A 19,757-nucleotide genomic window follows, 5' to 3' on the forward strand; every position below is an offset into this window, starting at 1 on the left:
CTTTTGCCGTGACCAAGGATAAGCCACTGCCCCACGTTAGCGTGCGGGCAGTGACAAGAAATCGTGCAGCTATTATATCAAGCCTTGGGGTGTGCCAAGGCTATCGGGGTGATAGCGGCAGGGCTATCGGGCGCAGGGGCATCAGGGGCAGGGATTTGGCATGCGGCGATGAATGTCATCGATGGCCGTGAGCACGTCCTCGTCCAGTTTGAGCCCTTCGCTGGCGAGGTTGCTTTCCAGCTGGTCCATGGTCGTCGCGCCGATGATGTTGCTGGTCAAGAAGCTGCGCGAGTTGACGAAGGCCAGCGCCATCTGCGCGGGGTCCAGGTCGTGCTCTCGGGCCAGGTCCACGTAAGCCTGTGTCGCCGCTTCCGCTTCTGGCGAGGTGTAGCGCTTGAAGCGCTCATACAGCGTCAGGCGGCCCTTGGGAGGCTGGGCGCCGTTGAGGTATTTGCCTGACAGAACGCCAAAACCCAGTGGAGAATAGGCCAGCAGCCCGACATCTTCACGATGGGCGATTTCCGCCAGTCCGACCTCGAAGGAACGGTTCAACAGGTTGTAGGGGTTCTGAATGGAGGCGACCCGGGGCAGGCCCAACCGCTCCGACAGATGCAGCATGCGCATGACGCCCCAGGGGGTCTCGTTGGAGAGACCTACGGCGCGAATTTTGCCTGCATCGACGAGTTCCTTCAGTGCCGACAGTGTTTCTTCGAGCGACGTGGTCTCTTCCTGGGCATCGTGCACATAGCCGAGCTTGCCAAAGAAGTTGGTGCTGCGCTCGGGCCAGTGCAGTTGATAAAGATCCACGTAGTCGGTCTGGAGCCGCGCGAGACTGGTGTCGATGGCCTGATGAAGGTGCTCCCGGCTCATCTTGGGCCCGCCGCGAATATGATCCAGGCCCGGGCCGGCTGCCTTGGTGGCGATAATCACGTCATCACGGGCGCCGCGCGCCTGCAGCCATGTGCCAATGTAGCGTTCGGTGAGCCCCTGCGTCTCTGCCTTGGGGGGAACCGGATACATTTCCGCCGTGTCGATGAAGTTGATGCCAAACGCAACGGCGCGATCCAACTGTTCGTGAGCTTCGGCTTCGCTGTTTTGCTCACCAAAGGTCATGGTGCCTAAACACAGACGACTGACGTCGATGCCCGTTCTACCCAAGGGGCGCGTTTGCATTGACTCTCTCCTTAATTGAGACGTGATGTGCTCGGGTGGCAAGGCGCTGAGAAGCGCCATATTCGACCACTGGCAGCCATGTTAACGAGGCGCTACAAAAGCAGCAAATCAATAGGGTTGAGTCGGCGCCAAGGCAAGCGTATGCTTGCCAGCCCATTGATCGGCCCAGCGCTGATTTATCGCGTGGTTAGCGGCTCCTGAACGGCGCTAGCCGAAGTTTTCCAAGCAAAAGAGGCAGGGTGGTTTGCCATGCCGCAAGTATCATCGCTGTTGACTCGGCTGGAGTTTCGTCTGGCCGAGCAGCTGTTTCACACGCGTTGGCTGTTGCCGCGCTCGCCGCGTACCCAACGGCTGACGATGCGTCTTTTCAAGCGTTGTGCGGAAGCGGGCCACCCCGATGCGCAGTCGCTGTACGGACACATGCTGTTTCACCGTAGCGTGTCGCCTCAGGATAAAGCGCGCGGGGCTCGCTATGTATTGGAAGCTGCCCAGGCGGGTGATGTAAAGTCACAGTATCAGGTTGCGCATATCTACGAGCATGGCTGCGTGCAGTATCCGCGGCGCGAGGATTACGCGGTGACCTGGTATGCACGAGCGGCTCAAGCAGGGCATTATCTGGCGGCACAGCGTTTGGCACGTGCTTACAGCCGAGGTGAGCTAGGGCTGGTGGTGGACCAGGCTCAGGCAGCCTACTGGCTGCGCCTGGCTGAACAGCCTTTACTGGCAGGGCGCAGGGCTGCGGCGTGAGTGCGCTTGCAGCCGGTCGTTTGCCCGACGATAGACTGATGAGGAATGCAGTGTCCGAGACGCTACCAACAGTGCTGGATATTGAAGCGTCCGGATTTGGACGTGGCAGCTACCCGATCGAGGTTGGCATCGCGCGTGCCGACGGCAGCTGCTGCGCGTTTCTGATTCAGCCCCTCGAAGAGTGGACCCACTGGGATCCGAAGGCCGAACTGCTGCATGGTATTTCCCGTGATCGCTTGATCAAGGAGGGCTACCCGGTGCGCCAGGTGGCCCACTGGCTCAACGACGAGCTGCGCGGGCTTGGCAAGGCATACAGCGATAGCTGGGGCTACGACAATACCTGGCTGTCGCTGCTGTTCCATCATGCGGGCATGCTGCCTCGGTTTCGTCTGGAGGCGCTACGCATTCTGATGAGCGAAGAGCAGCAGGCGATCTGGAGTGCCACCAAGGAAGCCATCGTGGCCGAACGCAGTATCCATCGCCATCGGGCAGGCGAGGATGCGCGCCTGTTGCAACTGACGTATCAGCGCACCCTCGCCCAGCTGGTTCGCGCGTCCTAGCGGAGCTGCGCTTCCAGCATGTCCAGCAAGTGAGCAGGCGTGGGCGCGTCCAGCAGCATGTCCCGCGTTGCCTGGGCCATGAATCCGTGGTCAACGGTGCCATCCAGGAAGGTCAGTAGCGGGGCATAGAAACCGTCGGTGTCCAGCAGGCCCATGGGCTTGTCATGGAGACCCAGATAGCCCCACGTCCATATCTCGAACAGCTCTTCAAACGTGCCAATGCCGCCGGGCAGGGCGATGAATGCATCGGCGTTGGCCGCCATGGTCGCCTTGCGTTCGTGCATGTTGGGGACGCGAATCAATTCGGTCAGCCCGAAGTGCGCCTGTTCGCGCTCCACCAGGTGGTCCGGCATGACGCCGATGACGTCACCGCCCGCAGCCAGGGCAGCATTGGCCAGCTCCCCCATCAGACCAACCCGTGCGCCACCATATACCAGGGTGTGGCCGCGCTGTGCCAGTGCGCTTCCCAGCGTATTCGCAGCGTGACGAAAGGCGGGGCTGCTGCCCTCGCGTGAACCGAGGTAGACACATATCCGTGACATGGTGACGAGTCCTTATCGTAAACGGGTAGGGGCGATATTTTGCTGCCGTATCAAGCCAGGCAGCGTTGCACGTCGTAATGCTCATCCATCCATTGGCCGATCACATTGTGGCCGCACAAGTGGTGTGCATACTGCGTGTGCAGGCAGCGTACCTGCTGCCAGTTGCTGATGCCGCCAACGCCACGCTCGGTGAGCACATCGGTATAGCCTAGCCGTGCGACTGCTTCCCGCTGGGCCTCGCTCATGAAATGCCAGCGTGCCGCCACGTAATCCTCATGGCTGTGTCGATAGGCGGCGAGAAACTCGGGTTCCTCCTGCAGGCGCTGCTCCAGCGACTTGATGACGCCCACGGCCTCGATACGCGAGATCTCGATCTTGAGCAGATCCGAGCAGAGCCAGTACAGGGTAGGAAACGGTTTGTCGTCAACGATGGGGGCCATGCGCAGCACGAGAGGGGTGCCATGCGCATCGGTGGCTGCAACGGCTTCGATACCGCGTGGGGCACGCCCGAGCTGCTGGGTGATAATCGCCAATTGGCGTTCGTCGGGTGCTTGGTCGGTACGAATAACCATTGCTGAGGGGTCTCACTGTTGGTCGTCTTGGACGAATTTGGTCGAACGGCCTACGGCTCTGAAAAAGCAGCGGTTCAGCTGTTCCGGTGACGCCACGTAGCGCCATTTCTCTTCACAGTACTCCGCCGCACGGGCCATCAGGGCGTCGTAGAGCCGATTGAACGGGGCATCATAATCGTAGGGGTCTGCGCCAAACAAGCGGATGTGCGGGTAATCGGCAAAACGCTCCATGAAATAGCGCTCCAGGTCGGCCTCGACGGCGCGGTGCTGCGCCGTATTGTCGGGATCGATCCAGAGATTGTAGCGGATAGCCATAAGGACTCCTGATGCCCTGCCCTGGGTGGCCCAAGCGGATCAGACTGTTGCGGGCTCGGCGACTAAATGGGTGGAAAGTGCCCGACGCAGCGCTCCTTCGAGGGGGACGGCACGCTTGGCATGATGGTCATAATGCACCATGACCGTGTGTCCCAGGTTCGTCAACGTTTCGCGCTGGCGAGCTTCCTGTGTCACGGTGAAGGAGCTGTTGCCCAGCCGAGTCAGGTAGGTACGTATTTCGATATCGTGGCCATAAAACAGTTCAGCACGATAATCGATTTCCATTCGGGCCATGATCAGCCGCCACTGGCGTGGGTTCAGGTCGGGGGTGAAAAGCTTGAACAGATCGTTGCGTGCCAGCTCGAACCAGGCGGGCAGGCGGGTATTGTTGATATGGCCCAGAGCGTCGGTGTCGTAAAAGGCAGGCTCGATGATACGTGTAAACATCGTTTTATCCTTGTTATGGAGGCGTCAAAACACCTTGTCAGCATTCACCCAAGCGAGCGCTTGGTCAAGCGCGACGTCGATGATACCAGGCAGTGAGCTGCATCCAGCCCAGCAGCCAGAGCGTCGCCACGGCAAACCCGGCCAGCGTGCCCCAGAAAAGCCCCAGCGTGTCATAGGTATAGGAAACGCACAGCGCATAGCACAGCAGTGAGCCCAAGCCCATGGGGTAGTGTTTGATGACCGTGGCCACCGGCGCATGGCCGTGATTCAAGTGCAGGATGAGCAAAAAAGGCAGCATGGTGACGGGGAAAGCCGCCAAGGTTCCCGCCCACTGAGGGGGCACCCAATGGGCAATCCGAGTGATGGTGAAGATGATGACGGTGGCCAGCGTGGCGCGTGCCAATAACGCTGACCAGGAAAACGCTCTGCCTGCCGAGCTTTTGACATCGGGCACCGTGCGAAATAGCCAGCTGAACAGCACGATGGCACACAGCGTGACCAGCGTACCAGTGACCCGCGTGAAGCTGAATTGTGCCAGCAGCGTACTGACGGCCAGCCAGGCAGCGAAACCGCCCAGTACGCCGCCGAGTACGCCCGGCATGCCGGGTCGGCGCCCCGCCACGATGTAACCAGCCCCAAGGGCCATGGTGGCGGTAAAGCCCGCCAGGGTGTGAACGGCACTTTCGCTGGCAAAGGCGGGTGAGATTTCCAAACCGATGAAAAACAGCGCCAGTGCCGTGCCCAGCGGGTAGCCCGAGAGCAGTCCAGCCACGCGTGGGCTGGCGCGAACGGCGACCGCCCCCAGCCCCAATACCATGCTGACTGACAACCCCAGTTTGGCCAGTTGCCAGGTGAGCGGAACTTCTATCATGCGGCGTTTTCCTTGCTTTATTATGTGATTTATTAGTGGTGTGACGTGGCTGGCTACCAAACCTGCTGGTTTCAAGCCCAAATCGCCGGTGCGCAAGCGCCGCTGAGCCCGTTTTCAGCCAGAGCCTAAACCAGGCGCAGCCCCTGCTGGTCTTGCCAGGCCGCCTCCAGCGCTTGCTCGAGCGGTGCCTTGAGATGCTCGGGCAGTGCGGCGTGGGCATCGTTCAGCGACACGAAGTCACGGTTGCGCAGCCAGCAGTAGGCCCAGGCGCACGCCTCTTCTTCGCTTTGCGGCGCAGGGCGGGCAGGCATCTGGTTGAGCAGAAACACCGCCGTACGAGGCGCCCAGAGCGGTATTTCAGCGCTCTTCTCTACGCTCCACTGTCGGAGTGTAGCGCCATTGGGGGTCGATTCCGGCGTGCCCAGCTTCGCGACGCGAGCCGTTTCCGCCAGAATCAGCGCCAACTGGTCTCCATCGGCTCTGCCCAGCGACAGCCACTGACGCAGCAGCGTCGGGAGCCCCCTGCGCACCTTGGTATAAAAGTCATCTTGCGGCATGCTGCGTGACTACCTCGTAAACATAAGTGAGACCGATCATGGCATTCGATTTTGCCACGCCTGTTGAGCGACGCGCCCCTGCTGGAGGTTATGCATCCCAAAAATGGCACCGCTTTGATGCCGACGTGTTGCCGCTGTGGGTGGCCGACATGGACTTTCGCTCGCCCCCTGCCGTGATAGACGCGCTGCGGGCACGGGTCGATCATGGCGTCTACGGGTACGGCGAAGTGCCCGCCAGTTTGCCCGATACCCTCTGCCAATGGAGCGCCCAGCACTATGGCTGGACGATTGAGCCGAGCTGGCAGCAGTGGCTGCCAGGCGTGGTGCCGGCGCTGCACTTTGCCGCCATGGCGCTGACCCAGCCAGGCGAAGGCATCTTGACGGTCGCCCCGATCTATCCCCCCTTCATGGCGGTGGCTGCCCGTACAGGGCGCGTGGCGCAGCAGGCGATGTTAGCCGAGCCCGCCGCCCCTGGCGAGCCCTGGACGCTGGATATTGCCGCGCTGGAAGCGGCCATTACCCCACAAACGCGGCTGCTGCTATGGTGCCATCCCCACAACCCAACGGGGCGCGTCTGGTCCACAGAGGAACTGACGGCCCTGGCAGCGTTGGTGGAGCGCCATGACCTGTGGGTGGTCTCGGATGAACTGCACTGTGACCTGCTATTGGGAGAGGGCGACAAGCATCGCCCGTTGGCGGCCATGTTTCCCACCCTGGCCAAGCGCACCATCACGCTGTGGGCACCGTCCAAAACCTTCAACCTGGCCGGGTTGACCAGCGCCTGTGCCGTCATCGCCGATGCCGAACTGAGAGAGCGCTTTGCCACGGCCACCAAAGGGTTCTTGCCCGATGGCAATGTGCTGGGACTGGTGGCTGCCGAGGCTGCCTACCGTGACGGGGAGCCGTGGCGGCAGGCGTTGCTGGAGGTGCTACGCAGCCATCGGGCAATGCTGGAAGCACGCGTGGCCACGTGGCCCGGTGTCTCGCTGAGCGCGCCAGAGTCCACCTATCTGGCGTGGCTGGATATGCGTGAGGCGGGTCTGGGGGCGTCTCCCGCTCAGGTGCTGTTGGAGCAGGCAGGCGTCGCGTTGTCGGACGGTGCCGCGTTTGGCTGCCCGGGGTTCGTACGGCTCAATTTTGGAACCACCGCTTCCCAGCTGGAAGCGGCGTTATCGCGGATGGATACGCTGCTAAACGCGTGATGCGCTGTGCTGGTTGTACAGCATCAATAAAGCAGGGCAAACAGCTTGCGGCGGTAGGTGACCGTCAACGGGTGGTCGGCTCCCAGCGCATCGAATACCTGCAGTAGCGTTTTGCGGGCCGCGTCGTCGTTATAGGCGCGGTCCTGCTTCATCAGCGCCAGCAGGGCTTCCAGGCCTGCGTCGTACTGGCCATCGGCCACCTGGCGCAGCGCCCGCTGGTATTGAGCTTCGCTATCCGTGCGCTCGCCCAGTGCAGCGATCTCTTCGGCAGGTAGCGCCTGTTCGCTGAACTCGATGCTGGCGCGCACGCCGCGCGCGGGCGCGGCATCGCGCTCTTCGGGGGGCAAACTGTCCAACACACTGCGCGCCTCTTCACCGCGGCCTTCGGCGACCAGCGCTTTGGCCAACCCCACCTGATACGCGTAGTGCTCGGGATATTGGCCCATCAGCGTTTGGTAGATCTCCCGTGCGCCAGCGGCGTCGCCAGCCCCCAAGGCTTCCTCTGCCTGCTCTTCGGGGCTGAGCGGTGCATCACCGGGAGCAGGGAAGTAGCGATTGAGCCACTCGCGGACTTCTTTCTCTGGCAACGCCCCCTGGAAGCTATCCACCAGGCCACCCTGGCTCACCAGCTTCACGTCTGGCACCGAGCGCACGCCAAGCTGGCTGGCAATTTCCGGGTTGGCTTCCACGTCCAGCGTGGCCAGCAGAAACGCCCCGGCATACTCGACGGCCAGCTTCTCGAGCACCGGCATCAGGTTTTTGCACGGCTCGCACCAGGGTGCCCAGCAATCCAGGAGTACCGGTACCTGCATGGACGCTTCCAGCACCTGCTGAATATTGCCCGCGTTCAGTTCGATGATGACCTCTTCGCGAGTAACGGAGGGGCGCTCGCCCTGTGCAGCAGCACTCTGGCTGGTCGCGGGGTCGGTCGTCAAAGGGTTGCCGGTGCGTGGATCGATAATCGACATGGGTAAACTCTGCATCGCGTGAAAAAGGGATTACCCTTGGATATGCAGGCGTGAGGCGGAGGATTCAAGCAATGTGTTGGAAATAAAACGTTGGCCGCAAAAGTTTTGCTGCACAAATGACACGCACAAAAAAGCCGATCCTCGAAAGAATCGGCTTTTCTATGTTGGGTAGCGGGAAGCGGATTTGAACCGATGACCTTCCCGGGGTGACCAAGAGCTGAGCCCGACGAGCTGCCTCCCTGTGCACTTACCGCACAGGCACAAAAAAGCCGATCCTCTAAAGAATCGGCTTTTTCTATGTTTGGTAGCGGGGACCGGATTTGAACCGATGACCTTCGGGTTATGAGCCCGACGAGCTACCAGACTGCTCCACCCCGCATCAACGTGGGGCGTATTTTACGCATTTTTATCGCTAAGTCAACCCCTTCGATAAAACGCTTTTATGCTGGCGGTCATGGTCATCGTGCTGCAACATGGCCAGAGTATAGCTATGCTTTCAATAGGCATAATAAAAAGCATGCTGTCAGCAGGCCGTCTGTACATTCACGCGGCGTGCTGTAAGTGAAAAAAGCGTGAAGGCGCTTATTCAAAGTGGCTTGCGACGCCATAACAGTGCTTACAGTCCAAGCCATTTGTCATATCAGGGAGGTAGTCAATGGCCAATCAAGCCCCCGTCGCCTGGGTAACTGGTGGAACTGGTGGAATCGGAACGGCAATCTGCCGCGCGTTGGCAGATGCGGGTTATTTGGTAGTGGCGGGGTATCACAACCCTGACAAGGCCAAGACGTGGCTGGAAGCGCAGCAGGCCGATGGCTATGACAACATTGCATTGTCCGGTGTGGATTTGTCCGACCACAATGCCTGTGTCGAAGGTGCCCGCGAGATCCACGAAAAGCATGGGCCCATCAGTGTGCTGGTCAACTGTGCCGGTATCACTCGCGATGGCACCATGAAAAAGATGTCCTACGAACAGTGGTATCAAGTCATTGATACCAACCTCAATACGGTATTCAACACGTGTCGCAGCGTGATCGAGATGATGCTGGAGAATGGCTACGGCCGGATCATCAACATCTCTTCCATCAATGGACGTAAAGGCCAGTTTGGCCAGGTGAACTATGCGGCGGCCAAGGCCGGTATGCATGGTTTGACCATGTCGCTGGCGCAGGAAACGGCCACCAAGGGGATTACGGTCAATACCGTGTCGCCGGGCTATATCGCCACCGATATGATCATGAAGATTCCCGAGCCGGTGCGCGAAGCGATCCGCGAAACCATTCCGGTGAAGCGCTACGGCACACCGGAAGAGATTGGTCGCCTGGTGACGTTTCTGGCGGACAAGGAGTCAGGGTTCATTACCGGCGCCAATATCGACATCAACGGCGGCCAGTTCATGGGTTAAGCCCTGCTGCCAAGCGCGGCGCTTCACAAGAGCGACGTGGAAAACGGGAGGCCATGCGCCTCCCGTTTGCATGCGTGCCGAACGACGTGTTCGGTTAGCTCAAGGCTGAGGCGGTCTGGCCAGCCGCTGAAGCATGCGGTCTATTTCAGACGCTTCTTTTTGCCACAACGGGCTGGGTAGCGGCCCCAGGGCGAGCAGTTCGGCCAAGACGTCATTCAGCTCATCGACGGGGCTGCGCGTTTGATGGATACCGCTGTTGAGCCGCTCGACCTGAATGGCCAGGCGCAGCGGCTCGTCACGTTGATTGACGGTTCCTAGCGCCAGCAACGAAAGATGCACCCTCAGGCGGGCCAGTGGCTCTTCCAGAGCGTTATCCTGCGCGGGCGTGCCGGCGGCAAGCAGTGCTTGTCGCGCCTGATTGCGCTGTTGATGAGCGTGTGCAAAGGTCTCGGGTAGCGGCCTGTCCTGCACGTCGGGCACCTCGACGTCAGCAGCAGGCCCGCCTTGCAACGCTTGCTGGTCGGCCTGCAGGTGTGCATGGACGAGTGGCATCAGCGCTTGCCATTGATGCACGGCCTCGGTCATGGCCAGCTGGTTCAGACGCTCGCGTTTGGCGCGCACGATGCCGCCCAAACGGCGCTGCATGCCCTCGCTGCGCCGATGCCTGGGCAGGGGTTCCCACTGTTCGATACGAGAGAGATACTCCTCGAGGGTGCGGGTATCGCTGGCGCGGGTGGGCTGCCAGCTTTCCATTTCATCGATGATCTCCTGCAACTGGTCCAGGGACTGCTGTTGTCGCGTGGCTTGGGCCTGCTTGCGTGCTTCCCGCTGTGCAAACAGCTGGTCGCAGGCGCTGCGGAAGGCTTTCCAGAGGGCCTGTTCCTCACCTTTTGGCGCACGTCCCAGGGTTCGCCACTGCTGTTGCAGCTGTTTGGTGCGCGCAATGCGCGCTTCCAGCGGCTGGGCGTCATCGCTTTGCAGAGCATTGACCTGTTCGATCAGATTGCGCTTTTGGTTGGCAATCTGCTCCGCACGCTGATCGATCAAGGCCTGGAGGCGATGGCGAATGGCGCCAAATCGTCGGCCAATCGCTTCGCCATGCTCGCGTGGTACGGGGGAGTAGTGGCGCCACTGAAGACGTGCCTTGTCACGAATTTCTCGTAGCGCGTCCGGGTCGGCATCCTCGGCCGGCTGGGCCAACAGGGTTTCGAGCTGTTCGCAGAGCGCTTCACGGCCACGCAGATTGGCGTCGCGCTCGGCGTCGAGCTGAGCGCGCCAAGGGGCCAGGCGCTCGTGAATCCGGTCGGAGGCGTGGCGAAAGCGTGCGGATTGCTCGCGATTGGCGGCGGCATCTCCCAGCGCTTTCCACTCCTTGACCAGTTGGCGGTGATGGCGGTCCAGTGCCGCTTCGGCCATGTGCTGGTCATCGGCCAGGGCCTCGATGCTGGCGCACAGCTGTTCACGTTTGGGGCCTGCCACGAAGCCGCGCCAGTCCCGCAGTTCGGCCAGTCGGGCGCCTAGCTGCTTGAGTCGGCGCTTGAGGGGCTGGGCCTCGTCGCCGGACAGCGCTTCTATCAGAGGCTTGAGGCGCTGGTGCTGGCGGCTGGCGCTTTTGAACGGGCCGCGCTCCAGCAGATGCTCGAAGCTGTCCAGGTCGGCTGCCAGGGCCTCGAACGAGGGCCCCGAGGGCGGTGAGGCGCTGGTCTTGGGCGTATGTGCCAGCTGTTTTTGCGCCTGGATCAGCAGGGTGGGAGGCGTCAAGGTGGCAGGCCAGTCGCACTGGGTCATCAGTGCGCGGAGCGCCGTGGTGTCATGCTGTACCACCGCTTGTTCCAGTGCGCTGCGTACCGACAGCCAGCGCTGCCAGGCCTCCAGGCAGTGTTCGTACTGCTGCAGCACATGGAAATAGCGCTGCTGGGCAGTCTCATGGGGAGCGTGTTGATCGGAGAGCGCCTGCCAACGCTGGTCCAGAAGCTGTCGCTGGGCGCGCAGGCTATCGATATCCTGAGCCGTCAGGTCGGTGCCGTGGGTCAGGCCTTCCAGCGTTTCTTCGAGCCCGCTCAAGAGCTGATCGCGAGTGTTCTCTACTTCGGCTCTTCTTGCCAGGCTTTGCTGGCGTGCCTGCTCCTGTGCTTCATGGTCTTGCAGCGTTTTGCGGCAACCCAGTACGGCCTGCTGGAAGCGTTGCTCCTGTTCGGCAGTGGCCGGGTGATCCAACTGACGCCATTCCCGCTCGAGGTGGCGAAAGCGACCGCCATAGAGTGGTTCCCAGGGCGCGTGAGCGTGCTTTTCCATTTGCGTCAGGATGTGTTCGCGTTGAGCCAACTGATCGGCCAGCCATTCGGCATCGTCGCGACGCTGGGTGAGCTTTTCCTTGGCCAGCCGCACCACCTGCCGGTCGCGCCGGGCTTCTTTCAACAAGCGCTTGAGGTTGTCTTCGTCGGTGATGCGCTCGGCTGCCTGCTGGCGAACGACCGCCACGCTGTTATGGCAGGCGTGCTCCACCAGTATCTGCTCATCGGTAATCCGCTCCAGGGCGGCCAGGCGCAGGCTCAGGTTGTCGCCTAGGCCAGTCAACGCGTTCAACACTCGTGGGTCGCTCAGCTCGGCCACCAGGGTTTGGCGCGTGGCGAGGTCGGTGCGGCCCTCGGCCCCGGCAAGTCGCTGGCAAAGCGCGTTGAACCACGCCTCATTAGCGGCTTGCCCGGAGTAGCCTGCCATCAAGCCTTTCAGGTCATCCAGCGCCAGCAAAGCGGCCAGTGCGACGTCGGCGTTGTCGTCCCGGGCGAGCGTGACAAGCGCGGTGCGCTGCTCAGGATGCTGCGGGTCCAGCGTGTGAAGTGCCTTGAGACGCACCTCGGGATCGGGGTGTTGCCACCGAGGAGCGAACAGGCGTCGTAACAGTCCGTGCATGGATCATCCTGCCAAGAGGTGCGTAACATGAAAAAAATCAGCCATCGATGAGTAGGTGGTTGCAGTCATCGCCGCTGTCGCTTAGCTTTGCCCTATGGTTGTGAGTTTTCCAGTCAATCACAACCCAAGGCGCGAGATTGCGCTACCCTTATTTTACCTGAACAAGACATGGAGTTCGGCCATGAGCCTCAACGCCAACAGTGCCGACATAGCCTTCACCTTCAAAGGCGGCATGCTGCCGATGACCGTCATGGAGTTGACCAGTGCTGATCCGGAGCGCATCCGGCGTCAGTTGGCAGGCAAGTTGTCGCAATCACCCGCGTTCTTTCAGCATACACCGGTTGTGTTGAGTGTGGAAAAGCTCGATGAGCCGCACCTGGCGCTGGAGCGTATCTGTGCCGTATGTCGCGATCACAAGCTGTTGCCCGTGGCCGTACGCGGAGGCGCCGAGCCGATCCGCCAGTCTGCCTGGGCGCTGGGGCTGGGCTGGTTTGCCCCGGTAGAAGAGGGGCGTGCAAGGGCGTTGGAAAGCGTCGCGCCGCTGACTGAACCAACCCAGGAAGATGAGGAAGAAGCGCTTCAGCCCACGCAAGTGCCGGGGGTTACGCGCCTCTACAGAGGGACGGTGCGCTCCGGGCAGCAGGTAAGCTCTGCCGCAGGCGACCTGATCGTGATTGGCGCGGTGAACGCAGGCGCCGAAGTATTGGCGGCAGGCAGTATCCATATTTACGGTGCCTTGCGAGGGCGTGCCCTGGCAGGTATCCATGGCAATACCGATGCCGGCATCTACTGCCGGGAACTGGAAGCCGAGCTACTGTCCGTGGCGGGCAACTACAAGCGTCTGGAAGATATCGACTCTCAACTGCTGGGGCGGGCAGCTGAGGTGCATTTCATCGCGGAACAGCTGGATATCAAACCTTTGGACTGAGCCGAGTGGCTGAACCGCCGGGCAGAGGCTGATGTTTTCTGCCTAGCGACGCCGCCGTCGCGATCCGTTACAGTACCGCTTTTGACGACATTGATGTTCCCGTTAGGTGAATAGCGCCACGGCGCTCGCCATAAACGACTTCAAGAAGGAAGTGACTCTTGGCCAAAATTATTGTGGTGACCTCTGGTAAAGGGGGGGTCGGTAAAACTACCAGCGCTGCGGCGATTTCGACGGGCCTGGCACTGCGCGGAAAGAAAACCGTAGTGATCGATTTCGATGTGGGGCTGCGTAACCTGGACCTGATCATGGGGTGCGAGCGTCGCGTGGTCTACGATCTGGTCAACGTGATCCAGGGAGAAGCTGGTCTGAATCAGGCGTTGATTCGTGACAAGCGGGTAGAGAACCTGTTTATCCTCCCCGCGTCGCAAACCCGCGACAAGGATGCGCTGACTCAGGAAGGCGTGGAAAAGATCCTGGAGCAGTTGAAGGAAGACTTCGACTTCATCCTGTGTGACTCCCCGGCAGGTATCGAGCGTGGCGCCCAGTTGGCCATGTACTTTGCTGACGAAGCCATCGTGGTGACTAATCCCGAGGTGTCGTCGGTACGTGATTCGGATCGTATTCTGGGGCTGTTGGGCTCGAAAACCCAACGTGCCGAGCAGGGGCTGGAGCCGGTCAAGGAGCACCTGTTGATCACCCGCTACAACCCGTCGCGTGTGACCTCGGGCGACATGCTCACGCTGGAAGACATTCGCGAGATTCTGGCCATCGACCTGTTGGGGTTGATTCCGGAATCCGAAGCGGTGCTGCGCGCTTCCAACCAGGGGGTGCCGGTGACCCACGATGCGGCCAGTGATGCTGGGCAAGCCTACGCCGACACTGTGTCTCGGCTGCTGGGTGAAGAGATGCCGCTACGTTTTCATGAGCTTCAGCGCAAGGGATTGCTGAGCCGGATGTTTGGGGGTAGTCGTCGATGAAACTGCTGGAATTCTTGAAGCGTGAGCGCAAGAAATCCGCCTCGGTGGCCAAGGAACGATTGCAAATCATCGTGGCGCATCAGCGTAGCCAGCGTGGTCAGCCAGACTACATGCCGCTGCTTGAGCGCGAACTGCTGGAGGTCATCCGCCGCTATGTGCACGTGGATGACGATGCCATTCAAATCTCCCTGGACAGTGAAGACAACTGTTCGGTGCTGGAGCTGAACGTGACGTTGCCCAAGAGCTAGAGGCTGGGCGATGTAGCGGCGATAGGCGTCGTGGGTGTGCTAGTCTTGAGCTTTTGTTCCCACCCGACCCGCATGGGCGTTGCCTGTGGGTGGGGGATTTCGCTCAAGGGAGTATGCATTCATGGCGCCATCCCATGCCGCCCCGGCCAGTTTTCTATGGCACGACTACGAGACCTTCGGTGCTGACCCACGCCGTGATCGGCCTGCCCAGTTTGCGGCACTGCGCACCGACGCCGAGCTCAACGAAATCGGCGATCCCATCGAGCTCTACTGCAAGCCCGCCGACGACTACCTGCCGCATCCGGCAGCCTGTCTGATTACCGGCATCACGCCTCAGAAAGCCCGTCGCAAAGGGCTGCCGGAAGCCCAGTTTGCCCAGCAGGTGCAGCGCGCCATGAGCGAGCCGGGCACCTGTGTCGCGGGTTACAACAGTCTGCGCTTCGACGATGAAGTCTCCCGCCACCTGTTTTATCGCAACCTGCTCGACCCCTATGCCCGTGAGTGGAAGAACGGCAATTCTCGCTGGGACCTGATCGACGTCGTACGGGCTTTTTACGCGCTGCGCCCGGAGGGTATCGAGTGGCCGCTACGTGACGATGGCGCACCCAGCTTCAAACTGGAGCATCTGACGGCGGCCAATGGCATTGCCCACGAAGGGGCCCACGATGCGGTGGCCGATGTGCGTGCCACCATTGCCTTGGCCAGGTTGCTCAAGACGCGCAATCCCAAGCTGTTCGACTACTTGCTGGGCCTGCGCGGCAAACGGGCGGTGGCCCAGCAGTTGGATTTGCCGAATGCCAAGCCGCTGCTGCATATCTCGCGCCGCTACCCGGCCAGTCGTGGCTGTAGCGCCCTGGTCATGCCCTTGGCCGAGCATCCCACCAACCCCAACGGGGTGATCGTTTATGACCTGAGCGTGGCACCGGACGACCTGCTCTCATTGAGTGCCGAGCAGATTCGTGAGCGGGTGTTCGTCAGCCAGCAGGATCTTTCTGAAGGCGAGGCGCGTATTCCCCTCAAGGTGATTCATATCAACCGCTGCCCGGTGGTCTTTCCAGCCACGGTGCTCAAGGATATCGAGGGTGAGCACAAGGGAGAGTACGGGGCGATTGCTGCCCGGCTGGGCGTCGATATTGCGGCCTGTCGAGGGCACTGGAAAACCCTGCGCGCTGCCGCCGGGGTGGCCCAGAAGGTCAGAGAGGTGTTTGATGCCAAGCATGACGCCTCTCCCCAGGACCCTGACCTGATGCTGTACGCCGGCAGCTTTTTCTCGGCGGCAGACCGCCAGCAGATGGAAAGCGTGCTGGCCATGGAGCCATGGGATCTGGTGGGCCAGCGCTTTGCCTTTCAGGACCCGCGTCTGGAAGAGATGCTGTTCCGTTTCCGCGCCCGTAGCTATCCGGAAACGCTGGAAGGCGATGAGCGTGAGCAGTGGGAAGCTTTTCGCTGGATGCGCATGAACGATCCGGCGTTATCCGGGTTTACCTTGAAAGCGTTTGCCCGAGAAATCGAGCGGTACAATCAGCAGTCGCTGAGTGACCATGAGCGGCAGATACTGGAAGAGCTGGTGATGTACGTGGAGGCCATGATGCCCGCCCAGGCGTTCGACGCCTGAGCGGGGTGGCAGGCTAGCGCTCGTTGAAGGAGGCGCGTGCGTTGCGGTAGGCAGTGATGTCGCTGGGCGCGTCACCTGGGTCGAAGCGGATGTCCAGACGATGGCCGAGCAGCTCGGGCCACAGTGTCTGCAGCGCTTCCGGGGTAACGTCCAGAGCCAGCTCGGCCAGCCGCTCGCGGCGGTCAAACCGAATCTCTTCCAGCGCCGTGGCCTGCCAGTAGCGGTTGGCCATGCCCTGCAGGCTGGTGTCCCGCTGGCGCAGCCGGTCGTGCACGGCCTGACGGTGCGCGGCCAGCTCCTCATCGCTCAGCGCTTCGAGGCGCGCTTGCGCCTGGTGCAAGAAGTCATCCATGCGCTCGGCGATCGTGGCGCTATCCACATCGGGCGACTGAACGATCAGCGCAACCCCCGGTGCTTCCAGTAGCGGCGAGTAGCCTGCATTGACGATATAGCCCAGCTGCTCTTCGGTACGCAGCTGCTGGTAGAACGGCGTATCCAGCCACTGCGCCAGAACGCTGAGTCGTGCCTGCTCTTCGAGGCTCTGATCGCGCCCTTGCAGGTAGCGGAGTACCAGCGACTCTTCACGGGTGCTGTGAGGCTGTAGCGTGGTGGCGTCATTGGCCACCCGCAGCGGCTGCAGGGTGGGAATGTCGTCACGGCTCAGACGTGGCGTCAGGGCGCCGCGGATCAGACTGGCCTGCTCCCGTGCCTGGTCGGCGGTCAGGTTACCCACGGCCATGGCATCGATGTACAGATTGCCCAGGAAGCGGCGCCGGAAGTTGTCCAGGTGCTGTTTCTCCAGGCGCTGGCTTGCTTCCAGCAGCTCGGCACTGGACCACTGCGGGGTCAGCAGGGCTTCGCCCAGCGCGCGGCTGGCCTGCCCGGTGAGCGATCCCTGCGGTGCATTACGCCACTCGCGTTGCAGCTGATAACGCACGCGCTCGAAGGCGCTTGCCGAAATGTCGGCCTGTTTGAGTTGCGCAATGGCCTGCTCGATCAGCGGCGTTTGCCCATCCCGCCAACCCGAAAACGACAGCGTGATGCCGCGTGCATGGGGGTAGGCGCTGAAGGCTTGCCCTGCCAGCCAGGCGGGGTAGAGCGATTCGTTGAGGCTGTCGTTCAGCCAGCTGGCCAGCAGGCGTGTCAGCACCGCTTCTTCGGCTGAGTAGCTGGCGCTGGGGTGCTGCAGGCTGACCCGCCATTCGACGCTGGGCGTGTTGAATCGACTATCCTGCATGTGCCAGGCGGCAAAGGTCTCTGTGTCGATGAGCGAGGAGGGGCGCTCGTCCTGGCCGGGCTGCAGCGTCAGGTCTTCGGCAATGAAGGGGTTGGGTTCTGCCAGCGCCAGGCCCTCCAGGGCCCGGCCCGGCTGTGCAGGCTTCTGCTCGCGCCACTGGGTATTGAACCAGGGCGAGACCTGTTCGCTTTCGATATCCGGGGCGGAGTAGAAACGCAGCATGTTCTGAGGTGTCAGCGCATCCAGATACTCCTGCTGACGCTCGCTATCCATGCCATCCATGCGATACGGCGCGTACTGCACGTCTTCCACGGGGTAGCGCGAAAGGCTCATGGCCAGGCGCGTGGCTTCCTGTTGGGGCGCGCCGTGCTGCTGGAAGCGGAAGGCCTGCTCGCTCAACCGCTGCTGTTCCTCATAGCGCCATTCGGCCAGGCCCTCTTCACGAATTTGCTCGATGGCGGCGAAGAGGGTGGCTTCGATGTCGTCCAGCCGCTCGGCCCCGGCGGGGGTCAGGCTGATGGAGACGGTGAACAGGGCGTCGTTGCCGTCACCGCGGCCCACGCCGGCTGACAGCCCATCGGCCAATCCTGCCTGGCGGAGCACGGCCAGTAAGCTGCCGTCGCTCTCGTCACCCAGCAGATGAGACATGAGCTGGGTAGGCTTGGTGCGGTATTCGTCCGTGGGGTCTGGGATCGGAAAATAAAAGCGCAGCTGGCGGCGATCCTGCAGTGACTGACGCTCGATATAGCGGGGGAGCGTGTCCGAATCCACCAGCGGTGCATCGATTACCGGCACGCTGAGACCGTGATCCGGGATCTCGGCAAAGCGCTCGACCACCAGGCTTTCCAGCTCGTCCAGCGGCTGGGGAGCGACCACGGCCAGGTTCATCACATTGGCATCGTAGTAGCGATGATAGAAGTCGATCACCCTTTCGCGCAGCGTGGCCTCGCCCTCTGGCGGATTGGCCAGGGTGTCACGGCTGCCCACGGCAAAGCCGGTGGTGGCGTTCGCTGGGTTGAGCAACTGGTTCAGGACGTCGTTCTCGCGCCGCGATTCATCACGTATGCGCGCCATGTACTCGGAGTGGACGATATTGCGTTCGCTCTCCAGCTGGTCGGCATTGAACAGCGGTGAGAGGAAGAATTCGCTGAAACGATCCAAGGCGCCGGGCAGTGCCGAGGGCGCGACATCGAAGAAGTAGTTGGTGTCCTGCTGGGCAGTGAAGGCGTTGTGGGAGCCCGCATTATCGGAAATGAAACGCTGGTAGGCATCCGACTGGGGGTAGGGTTCGGTGCCCAGAAACAGCATGTGTTCCAGGAAGTGCGCCAGCCCCTGCAGATCTTCCGGGTCTTGTGCACTGCCGACCCGCACGTTCATGGAGGCCGCCGCCTTGTCGGCGCTGGGGTCGCTGACCAGCAGCGCCTGCAGGCCATTTTCCAGCGTCAGTACCCGGTAGTCACGCTCGTCGAAGGGGCTGACGGTGGGGGTCACGATGTCGGCAATGGGGCTCTCTTCGGCCCAGGTGGCGGGCAGTGCCCCCCCAAGTAGCCCTGTAGACAGGCCAAGGACGATATGCCGCGTCGCAACGCGCGGCGGGTAAGCAGGGATGAGTCGCAGCATTACAGCTCCTGTGGCACGGTCCAGCGCAGCATGGGCCCAACGGGATGCGCGCAGGAGGGTGACTGAAAGGCAGGGTTGTTCACATGCCTTGATACCGGAAAAGCGCCCAACAGTTCCAGAGGGGCCGGCATCAATAGCGGTGTCAGTTGGCCGGGGTCGGTGTTCGGGTCCAGCCATGTCGTGACGTCTTCAGGTGCGATCACCACCGGCAGGCGGTCAGTCAGCGGTGACAGGCAGGCATTGGCCGGCACGCTGATCAAGGCCGTCGAGTCGGTAAAGGTTGTCAAGGTGGTGTGGTAGCGGCACCAGAGGGCGCCCAGCAGAAGGGGGGCGCGCTGCACGTGGGTCACCAGATAAGGCTGCTTGTTGCGCGCCTGGGGCTTCCAGACATAAAAGCCGCTCACCGGGATCACGCAGCGCCGGGCGTTGAACGCCTCCTGAAACATGGCGCGTTTGCTCAAGGTTTCGGCCCTGGCACAGTGAGGGGCGTGGTCGAGCACTTTCAGCCAAGGGGGGGTAAGGCCCCAGAACAGCGGTGCCAGCGTCATGCGACCCTGTGCCATGCGAATGGCAGAGACGGGCTGGCGCGGGGCCATGTTCGGCGACTCGATCAGCGGCGCCGCCGAGGCCAGCTCCGGCAATAGACGAGCGAGCGGTAAGCGCTGTACGTGTAGGCGTCCCGTCATGCGGTCTCCTCGAGTGCAACGCGGTCGCTTGATTGCCACTGGGCAAGTCAAAACGGGGGAAGCGGCGTGAATACGTTAAATGCCGTGTTTTAGTGTCGAAAACAGTGTTCGATGTAAGGTATCCTATCGTAGTCCTTGCTCTCGCTAAAGCGCGATGAGGCAATCTTTCCTGTTTGC

19 protein-coding genes and 1 tRNA gene are annotated in these 19,757 nt (G+C 61.5%); 8 read left to right on the forward strand and 12 right to left on the reverse strand.

Annotation, left to right across the window (positions count from 1 at the left end; genetic code table 11):
- Nucleotides 1–141 precede the first annotated feature (141 nt).
- Entirely contained in the window at nt 142–1,173 is a 1,032-nt protein-coding gene (locus RVM26_RS18040) for an aldo/keto reductase (RefSeq protein ID WP_498939995.1), read from the reverse strand.
- Nucleotides 1,174–1,422: 249 nt separating this feature from the next.
- On the opposite strand from RVM26_RS18040, the gene RVM26_RS18045 reads away from it, so the two are divergent.
- Nucleotides 1,423–1,920: a tetratricopeptide repeat protein gene (locus RVM26_RS18045; protein ID WP_039183448.1), complete on the forward strand. Its 498-nt coding sequence runs from the start codon at nt 1,423–1,425 to the stop codon at nt 1,918–1,920.
- Nucleotides 1,921–1,970: 50 nt separating this feature from the next.
- Nucleotides 1,971–2,480: a hypothetical protein gene (locus RVM26_RS18050; protein ID WP_039183447.1), complete on the forward strand. Its 510-nt coding sequence runs from the start codon at nt 1,971–1,973 to the stop codon at nt 2,478–2,480.
- On the opposite strand, the gene RVM26_RS18055 is transcribed toward RVM26_RS18050, so the two are convergent.
- The 6 genes from RVM26_RS18055 to RVM26_RS18080 all read right to left on the reverse strand — a co-directional run bounded on the left by RVM26_RS18055 (nt 2,477) and on the right by RVM26_RS18080 (nt 5,784).
- Complete coding sequence (locus RVM26_RS18055) at nt 2,477–3,022, reverse strand: LOG family protein (RefSeq protein WP_498939997.1); 546 nt, start codon at nt 3,020–3,022, stop codon at nt 2,477–2,479. The genes RVM26_RS18050 and RVM26_RS18055 overlap by 4 nt on opposite strands.
- Nucleotides 3,023–3,072: 50 nt before the next feature.
- On the reverse strand, nt 3,073–3,594 hold the full coding sequence (locus RVM26_RS18060) for a DUF501 domain-containing protein (RefSeq protein WP_193461841.1): 522 nt from the start codon (nt 3,592–3,594) through the stop codon (nt 3,073–3,075).
- Between the two features lie 12 nt (nt 3,595–3,606).
- Complete coding sequence (locus RVM26_RS18065) at nt 3,607–3,909, reverse strand: hypothetical protein (protein WP_016915962.1); 303 nt, start codon at nt 3,907–3,909, stop codon at nt 3,607–3,609.
- 39 nt (nt 3,910–3,948) lie between these two features.
- Nucleotides 3,949–4,356, reverse strand: a complete 408-nt coding sequence (locus tag RVM26_RS18070) for an acyl-CoA thioesterase (RefSeq protein WP_498940000.1) — start codon at nt 4,354–4,356, stop codon at nt 3,949–3,951.
- A 64-nt stretch (nt 4,357–4,420) separates the two neighbouring features.
- The gene (locus RVM26_RS18075; RefSeq protein WP_096921557.1) at nt 4,421–5,227 is read right to left on the reverse strand and encodes a hypothetical protein; all 807 of its coding nucleotides are present in this window, start codon (nt 5,225–5,227) and stop codon (nt 4,421–4,423) included.
- A 125-nt stretch (nt 5,228–5,352) separates the two neighbouring features.
- Nucleotides 5,353–5,784 (reverse strand): hypothetical protein, encoded by a 432-nt coding sequence (locus tag RVM26_RS18080; RefSeq protein ID WP_287804700.1) that lies wholly within the window; start codon nt 5,782–5,784, stop codon nt 5,353–5,355.
- Between the two features lie 38 nt (nt 5,785–5,822).
- On the opposite strand from RVM26_RS18080, the gene RVM26_RS18085 reads away from it, so the two are divergent.
- Nucleotides 5,823–6,986: a MalY/PatB family protein gene (locus tag RVM26_RS18085; protein ID WP_498940002.1), complete on the forward strand. Its 1,164-nt coding sequence runs from the start codon at nt 5,823–5,825 to the stop codon at nt 6,984–6,986.
- 23 nt (nt 6,987–7,009) lie between these two features.
- On the opposite strand, the gene RVM26_RS18090 is transcribed toward RVM26_RS18085, so the two are convergent.
- Complete coding sequence (locus RVM26_RS18090; protein WP_287804696.1) at nt 7,010–7,954, reverse strand: tetratricopeptide repeat protein; 945 nt, start codon at nt 7,952–7,954, stop codon at nt 7,010–7,012.
- Nucleotides 7,955–8,256: 302 nt separating this feature from the next.
- Nucleotides 8,257–8,333: transfer RNA gene (locus RVM26_RS18095), tRNA-Met, on the reverse strand.
- 276 nt (nt 8,334–8,609) lie between these two features.
- On the opposite strand from RVM26_RS18095, the gene phbB reads away from it, so the two are divergent.
- The gene (gene phbB / locus RVM26_RS18100; RefSeq protein WP_144984743.1) at nt 8,610–9,356 is read left to right on the forward strand and encodes an acetoacetyl-CoA reductase; all 747 of its coding nucleotides are present in this window, start codon (nt 8,610–8,612) and stop codon (nt 9,354–9,356) included.
- A 99-nt stretch (nt 9,357–9,455) separates the two neighbouring features.
- Here phbB and RVM26_RS18105 read toward each other — a convergent pair whose 3' ends face one another.
- Entirely contained in the window at nt 9,456–12,269 is a 2,814-nt protein-coding gene (locus RVM26_RS18105; RefSeq protein ID WP_498940003.1) for a DUF349 domain-containing protein, read from the reverse strand.
- Between the two features lie 181 nt (nt 12,270–12,450).
- Here RVM26_RS18105 and minC point away from each other — a divergent pair, with 181 nt between their 5' ends.
- The 4 genes from minC (at nt 12,451) to sbcB (ending at nt 16,037) form a co-directional block, all read left to right on the forward strand.
- Nucleotides 12,451–13,197, forward strand: a complete 747-nt coding sequence (gene minC, locus RVM26_RS18110) for a septum site-determining protein MinC (RefSeq protein ID WP_498940005.1) — start codon at nt 12,451–12,453, stop codon at nt 13,195–13,197.
- Nucleotides 13,198–13,355: 158 nt separating this feature from the next.
- Entirely contained in the window at nt 13,356–14,174 is an 819-nt protein-coding gene (minD, locus tag RVM26_RS18115) for a septum site-determining protein MinD (RefSeq protein WP_081138813.1), read from the forward strand.
- Nucleotides 14,171–14,422, forward strand: coding sequence for a cell division topological specificity factor MinE (gene minE, locus RVM26_RS18120; RefSeq protein ID WP_016915987.1), 252 nt, complete (start codon nt 14,171–14,173; stop codon nt 14,420–14,422). Before minD ends, minE begins: the two co-directional genes overlap by 4 nt.
- A gap of 121 nt (nt 14,423–14,543) precedes the next feature.
- Nucleotides 14,544–16,037 (forward strand): exodeoxyribonuclease I, encoded by a 1,494-nt coding sequence (sbcB, locus tag RVM26_RS18125; RefSeq protein ID WP_498940007.1) that lies wholly within the window; start codon nt 14,544–14,546, stop codon nt 16,035–16,037.
- A gap of 13 nt (nt 16,038–16,050) precedes the next feature.
- Here the strand turns inward: sbcB and RVM26_RS18130 are convergent, their stop codons facing one another.
- Nucleotides 16,051–18,894, reverse strand: coding sequence for a M16 family metallopeptidase (locus RVM26_RS18130; protein ID WP_498940009.1), 2,844 nt, complete (start codon nt 18,892–18,894; stop codon nt 16,051–16,053).
- Nucleotides 18,894–19,580, reverse strand: a complete 687-nt coding sequence (locus RVM26_RS18135) for an SOS response-associated peptidase (RefSeq protein WP_498940010.1) — start codon at nt 19,578–19,580, stop codon at nt 18,894–18,896. The genes RVM26_RS18130 and RVM26_RS18135 overlap by 1 nt, the downstream gene beginning before the upstream one ends.
- Between the last annotated feature and the right edge of the window lie 177 nt (nt 19,581–19,757).

This window comes from Halomonas sp. KM072, from assembly GCF_050710315.1.
GTDB classification, from domain to species: domain Bacteria; phylum Pseudomonadota; class Gammaproteobacteria; order Pseudomonadales; family Halomonadaceae; genus Vreelandella; species Vreelandella hamiltonii.

What these genes read in the sequence shown, in the direction of transcription:
- RVM26_RS18040 (WP_498939995.1), bottom strand. Translation starts at nt 1,173, where the DNA reads ATGCAAACGCGCCCCTTGGGTAGAACGGGCATCGACGTCAGTCGTCTG.
- RVM26_RS18045 (WP_039183448.1), top strand. Translation starts at nt 1,423, where the DNA reads ATGCCGCAAGTATCATCGCTGTTGACTCGGCTGGAGTTTCGTCTGGCC.
- RVM26_RS18055 (WP_498939997.1), bottom strand. Translation starts at nt 3,022, where the DNA reads ATGTCACGGATATGTGTCTACCTCGGTTCACGCGAGGGCAGCAGCCCC.
- RVM26_RS18060 (WP_193461841.1), bottom strand. Translation starts at nt 3,594, where the DNA reads ATGGTTATTCGTACCGACCAAGCACCCGACGAACGCCAATTGGCGATT.
- RVM26_RS18065 (WP_016915962.1), bottom strand. Translation starts at nt 3,909, where the DNA reads ATGGCTATCCGCTACAATCTCTGGATCGATCCCGACAATACGGCGCAG.
- RVM26_RS18070 (WP_498940000.1), bottom strand. Translation starts at nt 4,356, where the DNA reads ATGTTTACACGTATCATCGAGCCTGCCTTTTACGACACCGACGCTCTG.
- RVM26_RS18075 (WP_096921557.1), bottom strand. Translation starts at nt 5,227, where the DNA reads ATGATAGAAGTTCCGCTCACCTGGCAACTGGCCAAACTGGGGTTGTCA.
- RVM26_RS18080 (WP_287804700.1), bottom strand. Translation starts at nt 5,784, where the DNA reads ATGCCGCAAGATGACTTTTATACCAAGGTGCGCAGGGGGCTCCCGACG.
- RVM26_RS18085 (WP_498940002.1), top strand. Translation starts at nt 5,823, where the DNA reads ATGGCATTCGATTTTGCCACGCCTGTTGAGCGACGCGCCCCTGCTGGA.
- RVM26_RS18090 (WP_287804696.1), bottom strand. Translation starts at nt 7,954, where the DNA reads ATGTCGATTATCGATCCACGCACCGGCAACCCTTTGACGACCGACCCC.
- phbB (WP_144984743.1), top strand. Translation starts at nt 8,610, where the DNA reads ATGGCCAATCAAGCCCCCGTCGCCTGGGTAACTGGTGGAACTGGTGGA.
- RVM26_RS18105 (WP_498940003.1), bottom strand. Translation starts at nt 12,269, where the DNA reads ATGCACGGACTGTTACGACGCCTGTTCGCTCCTCGGTGGCAACACCCC.
- minC (WP_498940005.1), top strand. Translation starts at nt 12,451, where the DNA reads ATGAGCCTCAACGCCAACAGTGCCGACATAGCCTTCACCTTCAAAGGC.
- minE (WP_016915987.1), top strand. Translation starts at nt 14,171, where the DNA reads ATGAAACTGCTGGAATTCTTGAAGCGTGAGCGCAAGAAATCCGCCTCG.
- sbcB (WP_498940007.1), top strand. Translation starts at nt 14,544, where the DNA reads ATGGCGCCATCCCATGCCGCCCCGGCCAGTTTTCTATGGCACGACTAC.
- RVM26_RS18130 (WP_498940009.1), bottom strand. Translation starts at nt 18,894, where the DNA reads ATGCTGCGACTCATCCCTGCTTACCCGCCGCGCGTTGCGACGCGGCAT.
- RVM26_RS18135 (WP_498940010.1), bottom strand. Translation starts at nt 19,580, where the DNA reads ATGACGGGACGCCTACACGTACAGCGCTTACCGCTCGCTCGTCTATTG.